The following is a 13999-nucleotide window of genomic DNA, read 5'->3' on the forward strand; positions in this document are numbered from 1 at the left end:
TGCGGAAGATTGGATTGCTTCGCGGAGCCTGTCATCCGGCGGCGCTTTGCGTCGACCGGGTGGCTCGCAATGACGGCGGAAATCACCGGAGAATCTGGCTCAAAAACAGCTTCGACCGCGCGTGCTGCGGGTTGGCGAAGAATTCCTGCGGCGTGTTCGATTCGATGATCTGGCCCGCGTCCATGAAGACGACGCGGTTGGCGACCTCGCGGGCAAAGCCCATTTCATGGGTGACGACCAGCATGGTCATGCCCTCCTTGGCAAGATCGACCATGGTGTCGAGCACTTCCTTGACCATTTCCGGGTCGAGCGCCGAGGTCGGCTCGTCGAACAGCATCACCTTCGGGTTCATGGTCAGCGCGCGGGCGATCGCAACGCGCTGCTGCTGACCGCCCGACATCTGGCCGGGAAACTTATTGGCCTGATGCGGGATCTTGACCCGCTCGAGGAACTTCATCGCGGCGGCCTCGGCATCCTTCTTCGGGATGTTGCGCACCCAGATCGGCGCCAGCGTGCAATTGTCGAGCACGGTGAGATGCGGGAACAGGTTGAAGCTCTGGAACACCATGCCGACCTCGCGGCGGACTTCGTCAACACGGCGCAGGTTCGGGCCAAGGTCGATGCCGTCGACCACGATCTCGCCCTCCTGGAATTCCTCCAGCGCGTTGATGCAGCGGATCAGGGTCGACTTGCCCGAACCGGACGGCCCGCAGATCACGATGCGCTCGCCCTTGCCGACCTCCAAGTTGATGTCGCGCAGCACGTGGAAGTCGCCGTACCATTTGTTGAGAGCGGAAATGTTGACGATCGGGGTTGTGGACATGGTGACCTTGTTCAGTGGCGGCGGTGAGCGTTGAGCCGGTTTTCGACGAACAGCGAGTAGCGCGACATTCCAAAGCAGAACACGAAGTAGATCATTCCAGCGAAAGCGAAGCCGGTAAAGGCCGTGGTCGGCGTCGACCAGGTCGGATCGGAGAACGTCGCATGCAACGACCCCAAGAGGTCGAACAGCGCGACGATCGAGACCAGCGAGGTGTCCTTGAACAGCGCGATGAAGCTGTTGACGAGCCCCGGAATGACGTGGCGCAGCGCCTGCGGCATCACGATCAGCGACGTGGTCTTCCACCAGGTCAGGCCGAGCGCGCTCGCCGCCTCGCCCTGCCCGCGCGGGATCGCGGCAAGGCCGCCGCGCACCACCTCGGCCTGGTAGGCGCCGGCAAACAGCGCGATGCCGATCAGCGCGCGGACCAGTCCGTCGACGTTGAAATTGCCCGGCAGGAACAGCGGCAGCATGTAGGTTGCGAAGAACAGCACCGTGATCAGCGGCACGCCGCGCCAGAACTCGATGAAGGCGATCGAGAATATCCGGATCAGCGGAATGGTCGAGCGGCGGCCCAGCGCCAGCGCGATCCCGATCGGCATCGAGGTGACGATGCCGGTGACCGACACCACCAGCGTCACCAAGAGGCCGCCCCACAGCCTGGTGTCGACGATGGGCAGTCCGCCGCGGTCGAGCCCCATCAGCTTGATCACGATCGCGATGCCGGCAAAGCCGACAAGGCTCGCGAGCAGCGCCCGTTGTCCGGTTCGCATGCCGCCGCCGAGGAAGAACAGGATCAGCGAGACGATCGCCGTGGTCAGCAGGAAGTCGAACCAGAGCGGCTGGCTCGACATCTGAAGCTGCTCGCGCAGCCAGGTCACCGGGGAGATCAGCCAGCCGATCAGGCTGCCGACGAGCACGATGATCTTGCCGACGGCCCACAGCGGCGGTCCGATCGCCGAATTCTGGCTGAGATTGACCAGTACCTGCCCGGCATTGCCGATGCTGTCGTCGAACAGCTGCAACAGGCTCGCGACCCAGCTCACGCCGAAACCGGTCAGCCCGCCGCCGCGCAGCAGGAAGAATGCGACCGCGGGAAACGCGAAGAAGAACAGGCTCGCATTCAAGCCCTTCGCCGGCAGCCGCGGAATAAGGAGTGGCAGCAACAAGACAGCCGCGAGGACGAAGGTCAGGTTGACGCGCCAGCGTTCGGCTTCCGGATAGAAGCCATAGACCAGCTGGGTGAGCTTGGCCTGGATATAGGGCCAGCAGGCGCCGACCTGACGGCCGGCGGTCTCGGCGAGGCACGCATTGCGGTCCTTGCCACTCCAGACCGCATCGACCAGCAGGAACCTGAACGCGGGAACGATCATGTACCAGAGCAGCCCCAGCGCCAGGATCGTCAGCAGGATGTTGGTCGGCGAATTCAAGAGCCGCGTGCGGATGAAACCGACGAGGCCGGTGGTCCTCACCGGCGCCCGGCGCTCGGGCACCAGGTCCTGCCGGACAAAGGATGACGCGGTGACGTCGGTCATGCCCCAAGGCTCCGGTTGATGCGCCAGCCATAGACGCTCATGACCGCGCTGGTGACTAGCGAGATCAGCAGGTACACGCCCATGGTGACGGCGATGATCTCGATCGCCTGGCCGGTCTGGCTCAGGGTCGTTCCGGCAAACACCGAGACCAGGTCGGGATAGCCGATCGCGACCGCCAGCGACGAATTCTTGGTCAGGTTGAGATACTGGTTGGTCAGCGGCGGAACGATGACGCGCATCGCCTGCGGCACGACGATCAGCCGCAAGGTGGTGCCACGCGACAGACCGAGCGACGAGCCGGCTTCCATCTGTCCCTTATGGACCGACAGAATACCGGCGCGGACGATCTCGGCGATGAAGGCCGCCGTATAGGTCGACAGCGCAACCACCAGCGCAACCAGCTCCGGAATGACCCGCGCGCCGCCGGCGAAGTTGAAGCCCTTGAGTTGCGGCAACTCGACGGTCACCGGCAGCCCGAACACCAGCACCGTCACCAGCGGCAATCCGACCAGCAGGCCGAGCACATAGGGCCAGATCCGGATCGCCTGCCCGCGTTGAAACAGCGCCCGCCTTGCGTAGCCGCGCAGCGCCTGCGCGCCTGCGATGGCGATCGCAAGCGCGATCAGAAACGGATCAAGCCCGGCCTCGCCGATCGGCCGCGGGATCACCAGCCCGCGATTGGAGAGGAAGAAGGCGTTGAACAGCGAGATGCTCTGGCGCGGCCCCGGCAGCGCCGCCAGCACCGCAAGGTACCAGAACAACAGCTGGAACAGCAGCGGCAGATTGCGGACGATCTCGACATAGATCTCGCCGAGCCGCGCCAGCAGCCAGTTCGGCGACAGCCGGCACAGCGCAATGATGAAGCCGATAATGGTGGCGAAGACGATGCCAATGCCCGCAACCAGCAGCGTGTTGAACAGGCCGACAAAGAACACCCGCGTATAGGTGTCCGATCCTGAATACGGGATCAGGTTCAGGCTGACGTCAAAGCCCGCATTGTTCTTGAGAAACCCGAACCCGGAGGCAATGCGCTGCGTCTCCAGGTTGGCGCGGGCATTGGCCACGATCTCATAGGCGACCCAGGCCAACAACGCCGCGAACACGATCTGCACGGCAAGGCCAGTCCAGCCGGACTGGCCGCCGAGCGCGCGCTTCAGGCGGAAGATGAACTGCGGCGGTGGTTTTCGGGGCTCGGTCGTCATCGCCGCAGCCGCCTCGTCGCCGATCAGCGGATCGGAGGCGCGTACTGGATGCCGCCCTTGTTCCAGAGATTGTTGAGCCCGCGTGCGATCTGCAGCTTCGATCCGACGCCGACGTTGCGATCGTACATCTCGCCGTAATTGCCGACGGCCTTGATGATGCGGGAGAACCAGTCCTTGGTCAGGCCGAGCTGCTCACCGAGATTGCCGTCGGTGCCGAAGGCGCGCTTGAGGTCAGGCTTGTCCGACTTGGCCATCTCGTCGACGTTCTTCTGGGTGACACCGAGTTCCTCGGCATTGATCTGGGCGAACAGCGCCCACTTCACGATGTCGAACCACTGGTCGTCGCCGTGGCGAACCATCGGGCCGAGCGGCTCCTTGGAGATGATCTCGGGCAGCACGACGTGGTCGGCCGGGTTGGCGAGCTTCAGCCGCTGCGCATACAGCTGGGACACGTCGGAGGTGAACACGTCGCAGCGGCCGGTCTCGTAGGCCTTCACGGTCTCGTCGGCGCCGGCGAACGCGATCACCTCGTACTTCATGTTGTTACCCTTGAAGTAGTCGGCGAGGTTCTGCTCGGTCGTGGTGCCGGTCTGCACGCAGACCGACGCGCTGTTCAGCTCCAGCGCCGAGTTCACTTTCAGCGACTTCTTCACCAGAAAGCCCTGCCCGTCATAATAGGTCACGCCGGTGAAGTTGGCGCCGAGCGAAGTATCGCGCGACAGCGTCCAGGTGGTGTTGCGCGACAGCACGTCGATCTCGCCCGACTGCAGCGCGGTGAAGCGGTCCTTGGCCGACAGCGGCACGAACTTGACCTTGGACGGATCGTCGAAGATCGCCGCGGCGATGCCACGGCAGATGTCGACGTCGATGCCGGTCCAGTTCCCCTTGTCGTCCGGCGACGAGAAGCCCGGCAGGCCGCCGCTGACGCCGCAGGACAGCTGGCCTCGGTCCTTGACCGTCTTGAGGGTTTGCGCCGAGGCGGCCTGGACCGACAGGGCGGCGGCAGCGGCAAGGGTGACAGCCAGGGATACGCGTTTCATGGGCGGGGCCTTTCAGGGTCGTCCGGTGGACGGTTACTTTGTGATCGCCTCGCGTTCACGGGCCATCCCAATGATCCCTTGCAGCAAAAATGCCGATTTGACCGGCAGTTTGACCTGCAAACCGGTCAGGCAACGGATCGTAGGTCGCGGCAGGCCCCTCAACGTGCGGCGACTGGCAGTTGCGGCGCATCACATAGCGACTGACGAGCCGGGTCAAGGGGTTGACGCATGTCTTCTACCTCTTGTTAGTAACACCTCCCGGCCCGGCCCTGTTTTCCCGACGCGGTACGGCTGCGGCAAAAAGTCTAAAGTCTAACGGCAGCGCTCCATGACCTCCTCCGACGGCTCCACGCCCTCCCACCCGCAACAGGCCGCGACCCGTCTGGTCACGGCCGGCCGCGACACCAAGGCCCAGAAGGGCTTTGTCAATCCGCCGGTGTTTCACGGCTCGACCGTGCTCTATCCGACCGCGGAGGACCTCCACGCCCATCGCGCCGAATTTACCTATGGGCGCCATGGCAGCCCGACCACGCGGGCGCTGCAGGACGTGCTGTTGGCGCTGGAAGGCCCGCAATGTGCCGGCGTCGGCCTTGCCCCGTCGGGACTGGCGGCGATCAGCACCACGCTGCTTGCCGTGCTCAAAACGGGCGATCACCTCCTGGTGTGCGACAATGCCTATCGGCCGACCCGCAATTTCTGCGACAACATGCTCAAGCGCTACGGCATCGAGACGAGCTATTTCGACCCGCTGATCGGCGCCGGCATCGAGACGCTGTTCAAGCCGAACACCCGCGCGGTGCTGATCGAAGCGCCCGGCTCGCAGACGTTCGAGATGCCTGACGTGCGGGCGATATCGGCCGTGGCGCACGCCCGCGGCGCGCTCATGATCGACGACAACACCTGGGCGACGCCGCTCTACCACCGCTCGCTCGAACAGGGCGTCGACATCAGCATGCAGGCCGGCACCAAATATGTCGGCGGCCACTCCGACATCATGTTCGGCACCATCGCAGCCAATGCGAAAGCCTGGCCGCTGATCCAGGAGGCGATCCGCCTGCTCGGCGTCTGCGCCGGCCCCGACGACGTCTATCTCGCGCTGCGCGGGGTTCGCACGCTATCGGTGCGGCTTGCGCAGCACCATCGCTCCGGGCTCGAGATCGCGCGCTGGCTCGGCGCGCGGCCCGAGGTCGATCGCGTGCTGCACCCTGCCCTCGACACCGATCCCGGGCACGCGATCTGGAAACGCGACTTCACCGGCGCCTCCGGGCTGTTCAGCATCGTGCTGAAGCCGGTGCCGCAGACCGCGGTCGATGCAATGCTGAACGCGCTCACGCTGTTCGGCATGGGCTTTTCCTGGGGCGGCTTCGAAAGCCTCGCCATCCCGTTCGACTGCAGCGACTATCGCACCGCGACCAAATGGTCGCCGGGCGGCCCGACGCTGCGGCTGCATATCGGGCTCGAGAACCTCGATGACCTCAAGGCCGATCTCGATCGCGGCTTTGCCGCGTTGAAAGCCGCGCTCTGATCCGTGCGCGCGGGATTGCGCATCAGGCGACATTAACCACGACCGACCGGCTGTGACGCCGCGTTGCGACTCCCACATCGCACACGTTGCGCGAGCGCGAACTCCGGGATTCTGCGGAGATGCGACGGCGCCGATAACTCGCCGTTCACCATCCCCACCAATCCCTTAATTGTCCGGACCTTCCATCAAGTTCCCTTATACTTTTGCGGCCGTAGTGATGCCTCGGGAAGGGCTGTCAGTGCCGCAAGGACGCGATTGCCCGGTGTGAAGGGCATTCAGACAATCGCATGAAAACGGCACGCATCGTGGTCCTCGGCATCGCCGGCGTCGCAGGCCTCGCGGCCATGTATCTCGCGAGCGTTGGCGATCGCAAACCGGCGCCGGTCGCGCCGCCCGTCGCGCAACTGCCGACCGTCGAAGTGCTGGTCGCGAAGTCCGACATCGGGCTCGGTCAATCGGTCAAGGCCGAAGACATCCAGTGGCAGCGCTGGCCGGCTGAAACCGCAAGCAGCGCGTTCATCCGTCACGACGCCAACGCCAATGCCATGAACGACGTCATCGGTTCGATCGCACGCGCGCCCTTCATCGTCGGCGAACCGATCCGCGAGCAAAAGCTGGTCAAGGCCAATGGAAGCGGCTTCATGGCCGCGATCCTGCCCTCCGGCATGCGCGCGATCTCCACCGAAATCTCGCCGGAGACCGGCGCCGGCGGCTTCATTCTGCCGAACGACCGCGTCGATGTGATCCTGTCGCGACGCGACAAGAATCCCGACCAGCAAGGCGGCCGCGATATCGTCACCACTGAAATACTGCTGTCCAACGTCCGCGTGCTGGCGATCGACCAGGCGCCGAAGGAGAAGGACGGCAACAACTCCCTCGTCGGCAAGACCGTGACCCTCGAGCTCAAGCCCGAACAGGCCGAGACGCTGGCGCGCGCCCGGCAGAGCGGCACGCTGGCGCTGGCGCTGCGCAGCATCGCCGACGTCAACGAGCAGACCGACGAGACCAGAGACCATGCCCCGAAGCGGGGCGAGAGCATCAAGGTGGTGCGCTTCGGCATCCCGAGCTCTCTGACGACACAGAAGTGATGGGGGCTTCGATATGACGACGGGTGCGAAACAAATGGCGACGTCGACCACGCTGGTCCGCGCGCTGTCATTCTCGGCGATCACTGCGCTGATGCTGATCCCTGCCCTTGCCAGCGCGACCGATCCCGACAAGAACGCGGATGTCGCGGTGACGAGCAGCATCGCCGCCAAGACGCGCTCCGTCTCGCTCGGCGTTGGCAAGTCGGTCGTGGTCGATCTGCCGCGCGAGGCCAAGGACGTTCTGGTCGCCGATCCCAAGATCGCCAACGCCGTGATCCGCTCGGCGCAGCGCGCCTATATCATCGGCGCGGCGGTCGGCCAGACCAATGTGGTGTTCTTCGACGCCGACGGCAACCAGGTCGCCTCCTACGACATCGCCATCAAGCGCGACCTCAACGGCATGCGCGCTGCGCTGAAGCAGATGCTGCCCGGCGTCCAGATCGAGGGCGTCGGCGACAGCGTCGTCCTGACCGGCACGGTGGCAAGCCCGGTCGAGGCCCAGCAGGCCGGCGACATCGCCGCCAAACTGGTCGGCAGCGCCGACAAGGTCGTCAATTCCATCGTGGTCCGCGGCCGCGACCAGGTGATGCTGAAAGTCACCGTTGCTGAAGTCCGCCGGGACGTCGTCAAGCAACTCGGCGTCGACCTCAGCGCCAACATGAACTACGGCACCGCCGCGGTGGTCTTCAACAACGCCAACGCCTTTACCGCCAATAACGGTGCGCTCGCCCCCAGCAACGGGCTGACGGGCGCAGCCCTGAACAAGCTCGGCGTGCCGACCGTCACCGCGACGCTGCGCGCGATGGAGAGCGCGGGCGTCGTCAAGACGCTGGCCGAACCCAACCTCACCGCGATCTCGGGCGAGTCGGCGACCTTCATTTCGGGCGGCGAGTTTCCGATTCCGACCGGCGTCACCTGCCAGACGACGACGTCGGGCACGATCGGCAATTGCGTCCAGACCGTCAGCTTCAAGAAGTTCGGCATCTCGCTCAACTTTACTCCGGTGGTGCTGACCGAGGGACGGATCAGCCTGAAGGTGATGACCGAGGTCTCCGAAGTCTCGATGGAAAACGCCCTGACCGGCGGTCAGAACGGCACGACCATTCCCTCGATCAAGACCCGCCGCGCCGACACCACGCTGGAGGTGCCCTCCGGAGGCTCGATCGCGATGGCCGGTTTGATCCAGGAGCAGACCAAGCAGGCCATCAACGGCATGCCCGGCGTCGATCAGATCCCGATCCTCGGCCAGCTCTTCAGGAGCCAGGACTTCGTCAACAACGAGACCGAGCTCATGGTCATCGTGACGCCCTACGTGGTGCGCGCCGTTGCGCAGAAGGAGCTGTCCCGTCCCGACGACGGATTTGCTCCGGCTTCCGACGCGCAGTCGGCGCTGCTGGCGCGCGTCAATCGCATCTACGGCGTTGCCGCCCGCGGCGAGCCGATCGGCGCCACGCCGGTCAATTTCGGCTTCATCATCGACTGAGGCGCGGACCTGAAGGGGTTGGGGGATCCTATGATGACACGCAACACACAAGCCGGTCGTGCCAGGACGCTGTCGCTGTTCGGCGCCCTCGTCGTCAGCGCGATCGCGCTCGGCGGCTGCAATCTGACGGGCGATGTTGTCACCGGCACGGTGCCCGACGACTACCGGCAGCGGCATCCGATCGCCGTCACCGAAGGCGAGCAATCGATCGTCGTCTTCGTCGGCCGCGCCCGCGGCAACCTCACCGAAACGCAGCGCGACGACGTCATGGGGCTGGCGCGGACCTGGCGCCGCGAAGGCACCGGCGCGATTGCGATCGACGTGCCGGCCGACAGCTCGAACGCGCGCTCGGCACAGGCGGTGTATCAGGAGATCCGCGGCCTGCTGGCGTCGATGGGCGTGCCCGCCCATGCCATCACCAAGCGCCCCTACCATCTCGACGATCCGCGCGCGCTTCCGACCATTCGCCTGAGCTATCCGAAGATGGCCGCCGTCGCCGGTCCCTGCGGAGTGTGGCCGAGCGACCTCGGTCCCTCGATCTACAATCCGAGCTACAACGAGAACAAGCAGTACGACAATTTCGGCTGCGCCACGCAGCGTAACCTTGCCGCCATGGTCGCCAATCCGTCCGACCTCGAACAGCCGCGAACCGAGACCGCAGCCTATACGCCGCGCCGTACGATCGCGTTCGATAAATACCGCAAGGGTGAGTCGACCGCGACCGCCTACCCCGAAGCCGAGAAAGCCAAGCTGAGCGACGCCGCGAAATGACCGAACAGCAAGACGAGCCGCAGCACGCCAACGATTACATCGCGCCGGCGCCGCGGATTTCCGTGCAGGCCTTCTGCGCCAGCGTCGCGACCGCCGCGAACGCACGCGCGGCTGCCGACGACCGCCGGCTCGCCAAGGCTCATCTCTCGGTCCATATGGGCGGCATCGCCGCGGCGATCGACGCCTACCACAAGGCGCCGACGCCCAACGTCATCATGCTCGAGACCGAGCCGGATCATGATTTCCTGGCCGGTCTCGACGAGCTCGCCACGGTCTGCGATCCCGGCACCCGCGTCGTGGTGCTCGGCATGCCCGGCGAGACTGCGCCGTATCGCGAACTGGTCCGGCGCGGCGTCAACGACTACGTCATCGGGCCGGTCAAGGTGCTCGACATCGTACGCTCGATCTGCAGCCTGTTCTCGGCCTCCGAAGCGGTCTCGGTCGGCCGCCTGATCGCGGTCGCGGGCGCCAAGGGCGGCGTCGGCGCCTCGACCGTTGCCCACAATGTCGCCTGGACCATCGCGCGCGACCTCGGGCTGGACTCAGTGGTCGTCGATCTCGACCTCGCCTTCGGCACCGCCGGGCTGGACTACAATCAGGACCCGGTGCAGGGCATCGCCAACGCCGTGTTCTCGCCCGAACGTCCGGACTCTGCGTTCATGGAACGCCTGCTCGCAAAATGCGGCGATCATCTCAGCCTGCTGGCGGCGCCGGCCACCCTCGACCAGGTCTACGATTTCGGCGCCGAAGCGTTCGATGCCATCTTCGATACGATGCGCATGACGACGTCCTGCATCGTGCTCGACGTGCCGCATCAATGGACCGCCTGGACCAAACGCGTGCTGGTCGGTGCCGACGATATCCTGATCGTGGCCGAGCCCGACCTCGCCAACATGCGCAACACCAAGAACATGATGAACCTGTTGAGGACCGCACGTCCGAACGACCGCCCGCCACTCTACTGCCTGAACCAGGTCGGCATGTCGAAGCGCCCCGAGATCGAGGTCAAGGATTTCGCCAAGACGATCGAGAGCCAGCCGATCGCGGCGATCCCGTTCGACTGCCGGCTGTTCGGTGAAGCCGCCAACAACGGCCAGATGATCGCGGAAGTCTCCGCGCGTCACCGCACCACAAGGACTTTCCTGCAGATCGCGCAGCGCCTCACCGGCCGCCCCGATCTCGCCGAAGCCCGCGAGTCGTTCCTGTCGCCGATCCTCAAGAAGCTGCAGTCGCGCCGAAACGACGGGCGCCGGGCCGCCGGCTAGCGTCCCGCTTGAAACCGTCCTAGTCGCGGCGACTGGCCGCGACCGGGATCTTTTCGGCGTCGGTGCGGCTCGCATCCCTGCGCGCCAACAGCCGCTTCAGCGCGGCGACGTTGGCTGAACCCTGGTCCGGCGGCAAATCGGCCTTCATGATGGTTTCCGCCTCGGACTGGCGGCCCTGCAGGCCAACCACGACGGCGAGATTGGTTCGCACCCGCATGTCGCCGGGGGCGCGCTCCCGGGCACGGCGCAGCGTCTCCTCGGCCTTCGGCAGGTCCTTCGACAGCAAATAGGACAGCCCGATATTGGAGAGCACTGACGGATCGTCAGGCACGATCTTCAGCGCACTCGCATAATACTGCCGCGCCTCGTCGTGGCGATCGAGCTGATCGAGCACGGCGCCCTGCGCCGACAGGATGCGCCAGTCCGGATCTTCCGGGGTATGCGCGCGCCCGAGCACGTCGAATGCCTGCTGGAAATTGCCGTTGTCGGCGAGCGCCCGTCCGTAACCTGCGAGCAGCGCCTTGTTGCTGGGCTGCGCCAGCACCGCCTGCTCCATGACGGCGACCGCCTGGGCCCGCTGGCCGGTGGCGCGCAGCGCCCGGGCGTATTTCAGCGCGGCGTCAGTATCTTTCGGGTTGGCGCGGACGCGCTCGTGGTAGGTCGCGATGTCGCGCCGCGGATCGGCCGGGGCCGGCGTGGCCTCCGCCGTGTCGCCCAATGAGCCCGTGATGTCAGACGGGCCGGAGGTTTGACAGGCGGACAACCCGATCAGCAGGATCGCGGCAGATACCGAGCCCGCGAGACGGCGCGCGCGGCCTGAGGGTCGGGGTAATTTCTCAAACATAAAGCGGGACTCGGAACGGCGAAGGTTCCGGGATGCTCACAGCTTAACCCTAAGGTCCGGTTAAGGATGCCATCATGTCGCCGTCATCCGGCCCAGATCCGGTGCCGGACGCCTTGCGAGAAAGCAGCCAAATGGCGGGTTCAGTCGACGAACTGGGCGCCGAACTCGTGCCCGATCTGCCAGGCCAGGCGACACTGACGCGGACTGCCGGTCGACAGGATGATGGTGAATTCCGGCGGGATCTCCAGATATTCGGCGATCACCTTGACGCCGCCGGCCGAAATATCGGTGATCATGCAGTCGCGTGGCAGCGACCCTGTGCCCAGTTGAATTTTGGCGACGCTCCGGCACGGGCGGCGTTCGCTCTTGCGGCGATTCATGAACATTCTGATCCCCAAGCCTTTCTGGGCAACTTCCTGGCCTATCGTCATACCCGGGAAAGATTGGAAACTGCCTAGCGGAACCGATCGCAATTGAGCGGTCGCGTTCGAGATTCGTTTACCCGGGGGCGCCCTCGCCGGGCCCCAGAAGCTTTGATCAATCAAAGATTGAATAGTTGAGAATTGTCGCTGCAGGTCGCATAACGCCCTCCCGATCGGCCGATCCACTCAGCAGCGCGCGTCGCTCCCGCCCGGGGCTCGCATGAGAACAAAAAGGGGTTGATCGCCAGTCGATAGACGATACCTATATCCTTTCGACTCGAATTCGCCGGGATGCCAGGAAGCATGGGAAGCATTGTTCTGCTCGATCTGATGGGGGGCGTGGCACTCCTGCTGTGGGGCCTGCACATGGTCCATAGCGGGATTCTGCGTGCCTTCGGACCGGATTTGCGGTTACTGCTCGCCCGGGCGCTGCGCAACCGCTTTACCGCCCTTGGCGCGGGTCTCGGCTTGACCGCCCTGCTCCAGAGCTCGACCGCGACTGCCCTGATCACCAGTTCCTTCGCCGCCGAAGAGATCGTCAGCCTGGTGCCGGCGCTCGCGATCATGCTCGGCGCCAATATCGGCACCACGCTGATCGTGCAGGTGCTGTCGTTCAACGTCGCCGCCATCGCGCCGGTTCTGTTCATTGTCGGCCTCGTCGCGTTCCGCAGCGGGCCGCGCTCCCGGATCAAGGACCTCGGCCGCGTCTCGATCGGCCTCGGCCTGATGCTGCTGGCGCTGCACATCCTGCTCGATACGATGGCGCCCGCCGAGAATGCCCCGGGCGTGCGCGTGTTCCTGGGCGCGATCACCGGCGATCCCGTGCTCTGCATCCTGATCGGCGCCGTCGTCACCTGGCTGGTCCATTCCAGTGTCGCCAGCGTGCTGCTGGTGATGTCGCTGGCCTTTTCCCAGTTCATCTCGCCCTATGCCGCATTTGCGCTGGTGCTCGGCGCCAACCTCGGCAGCGCCATCAATCCGTTGCTGGAGGGCGCGCGGCGCGACAACCCGGCAAGCTACCGGCTGCCGGTCGGCAACCTCGTCAACCGCGTCGTCGGCATCCTGCTGGTGGCGCCGTTCCTCCGCCCGATCACCGAGATCATCTACGCCTGGCAGCCCGATCTCGCCAAGGCGACGGCGCTGTTCCACATCGCCTTCAACGTTGCGACCGCGCTGCTGTTCATCGGCGTGCTTGATCACATGGCGCGGCTGCTCGAGCGTCTGTTGCCGAAGCGAGCGCAGGAGACCGATCCATCACGGCCGCGCTATCTCGACGAGAGCGCGCTGGAGACGCCCTCACTGGCGCTGGCCGATGCGGCGCGCGAGGTGCTGCATATGGGCGATCACACCGAGGCCATGCTGCGCAAGGTGATGGCGGCGATGCTGACCAACGATCGCGCTTTGGTCGACCAGGTGTCGAAGATGGACAACACCGTCGACCGGCTGAACGAGGCAATCAAGCTTTACGTCACGAAACTCACCCGCGGCAGCCTGGACGAGCGCGAGGGTCAGCGCGCGATGGAGATCGTCGCCTTCGCGATCAATCTCGAACATATCGGCGACATCGTCGACAAGAACCTGAGCGAGCTCGCGACCAAGAAGATCAAGCATCGCCTGCAATTCTCCACCGAAGGCGCCGAGGAACTGTCGGCGTTCCACAAGCGCACGATCGACTCGCTGCGGATCGCGTTCGGCGTGTTCATGTCGGGCGACGCCAACGAGGCGCGCAAGCTGCTCACCGAAAAGGCGGCGCTGCGCGCGGCCGAATTGGCCGCCGTCGAGCGTCATCTGGAGCGCCTGCGCGAAGGCCGGCCCGAAACCATCGAGACCACTTCGCTGCATCTCGACGTGCTGCGCGATCTTCGCCGCATCCATTCGCATATCTGCTCGGTCGCCTATCCCGTGCTCGATGCCGCCGGCGAGACCGCCGCCGACCGCGAGAGCACGATGGCGACGACCGACGTTGCGGCGCCCGTGCCTTCGAGCTCTCCGGGCTCCTGACCC

The 13999-nt window shown here is 65.2% G+C and carries 12 protein-coding genes; 6 read left to right on the forward strand and 6 right to left on the reverse strand.

The window, feature by feature from the left end; genetic code table 11:
* Nucleotides 1–82: 82 nt before the first annotated feature.
* The 4 genes from QJT82_RS18415 to QJT82_RS18430 are packed head-to-tail and all read right to left on the reverse strand — an operon-like array spanning nt 83 to nt 4597.
* Nucleotides 83–823 (reverse strand): amino acid ABC transporter ATP-binding protein, encoded by a 741-nt coding sequence (locus QJT82_RS18415; protein WP_028339762.1) that lies wholly within the window; start codon nt 821–823, stop codon nt 83–85.
* A gap of 11 nt (nt 824–834) precedes the next feature.
* Nucleotides 835–2355 carry an amino acid ABC transporter permease gene (locus QJT82_RS18420; RefSeq protein ID WP_028339761.1) on the reverse strand — a complete coding sequence of 507 codons (1521 nt, stop codon included), beginning with the start codon at nt 2353–2355 and terminating at the stop codon, nt 835–837.
* Nucleotides 2352–3557 carry an ABC transporter permease subunit gene (locus tag QJT82_RS18425; protein ID WP_028339760.1) on the reverse strand — a complete coding sequence of 402 codons (1206 nt, stop codon included), beginning with the start codon at nt 3555–3557 and terminating at the stop codon, nt 2352–2354. Before QJT82_RS18425 ends, QJT82_RS18420 begins: the two co-directional genes overlap by 4 nt.
* A gap of 23 nt (nt 3558–3580) precedes the next feature.
* Entirely contained in the window at nt 3581–4597 is a 1017-nt protein-coding gene (locus QJT82_RS18430) for an amino acid ABC transporter substrate-binding protein (RefSeq protein ID WP_028339759.1), read from the reverse strand.
* Nucleotides 4598–4925: 328 nt separating this feature from the next.
* Between QJT82_RS18430 and metC the strand changes: the two genes are divergently transcribed.
* From metC to QJT82_RS18455, 5 genes are all read left to right on the forward strand, one after another.
* Nucleotides 4926–6122, forward strand: coding sequence for a cystathionine beta-lyase (gene metC, locus QJT82_RS18435; protein ID WP_028339758.1), 1197 nt, complete (start codon nt 4926–4928; stop codon nt 6120–6122).
* 287 nt (nt 6123–6409) lie between these two features.
* Complete coding sequence (gene cpaB / locus QJT82_RS18440; RefSeq protein ID WP_016842117.1) at nt 6410–7210, forward strand: Flp pilus assembly protein CpaB; 801 nt, start codon at nt 6410–6412, stop codon at nt 7208–7210.
* Nucleotides 7211–7301: 91 nt separating this feature from the next.
* Nucleotides 7302–8693 carry a type II and III secretion system protein family protein gene (locus tag QJT82_RS18445; protein ID WP_245288680.1) on the forward strand — a complete coding sequence of 464 codons (1392 nt, stop codon included), beginning with the start codon at nt 7302–7304 and terminating at the stop codon, nt 8691–8693.
* A 33-nt stretch (nt 8694–8726) separates the two neighbouring features.
* Nucleotides 8727–9464 carry a CpaD family pilus assembly protein gene (locus tag QJT82_RS18450; RefSeq protein ID WP_028339756.1) on the forward strand — a complete coding sequence of 246 codons (738 nt, stop codon included), beginning with the start codon at nt 8727–8729 and terminating at the stop codon, nt 9462–9464.
* Nucleotides 9461–10729: an AAA family ATPase gene (locus QJT82_RS18455; RefSeq protein WP_028339755.1), complete on the forward strand. Its 1269-nt coding sequence runs from the start codon at nt 9461–9463 to the stop codon at nt 10727–10729. Before QJT82_RS18450 ends, QJT82_RS18455 begins: the two co-directional genes overlap by 4 nt.
* Nucleotides 10730–10748: 19 nt before the next feature.
* Here QJT82_RS18455 and QJT82_RS18460 read toward each other — a convergent pair whose 3' ends face one another.
* Nucleotides 10749–11573 carry a tetratricopeptide repeat protein gene (locus tag QJT82_RS18460; RefSeq protein WP_028339754.1) on the reverse strand — a complete coding sequence of 275 codons (825 nt, stop codon included), beginning with the start codon at nt 11571–11573 and terminating at the stop codon, nt 10749–10751.
* A gap of 140 nt (nt 11574–11713) precedes the next feature.
* Nucleotides 11714–11959, reverse strand: a complete 246-nt coding sequence (locus QJT82_RS18465) for a PilZ domain-containing protein (RefSeq protein ID WP_026192789.1) — start codon at nt 11957–11959, stop codon at nt 11714–11716.
* A 339-nt stretch (nt 11960–12298) separates the two neighbouring features.
* Here QJT82_RS18465 and QJT82_RS18470 point away from each other — a divergent pair, with 339 nt between their 5' ends.
* Entirely contained in the window at nt 12299–13996 is a 1698-nt protein-coding gene (locus tag QJT82_RS18470; protein ID WP_028339753.1) for a Na/Pi cotransporter family protein, read from the forward strand.
* Nucleotides 13997–13999 lie beyond the last annotated feature (3 nt).

Origin of the sequence: Bradyrhizobium sp. Mp19 (assembly GCF_029952935.1) — a bacterium.
GTDB lineage: Bacteria > Pseudomonadota > Alphaproteobacteria > Rhizobiales > Xanthobacteraceae > Bradyrhizobium > Bradyrhizobium elkanii.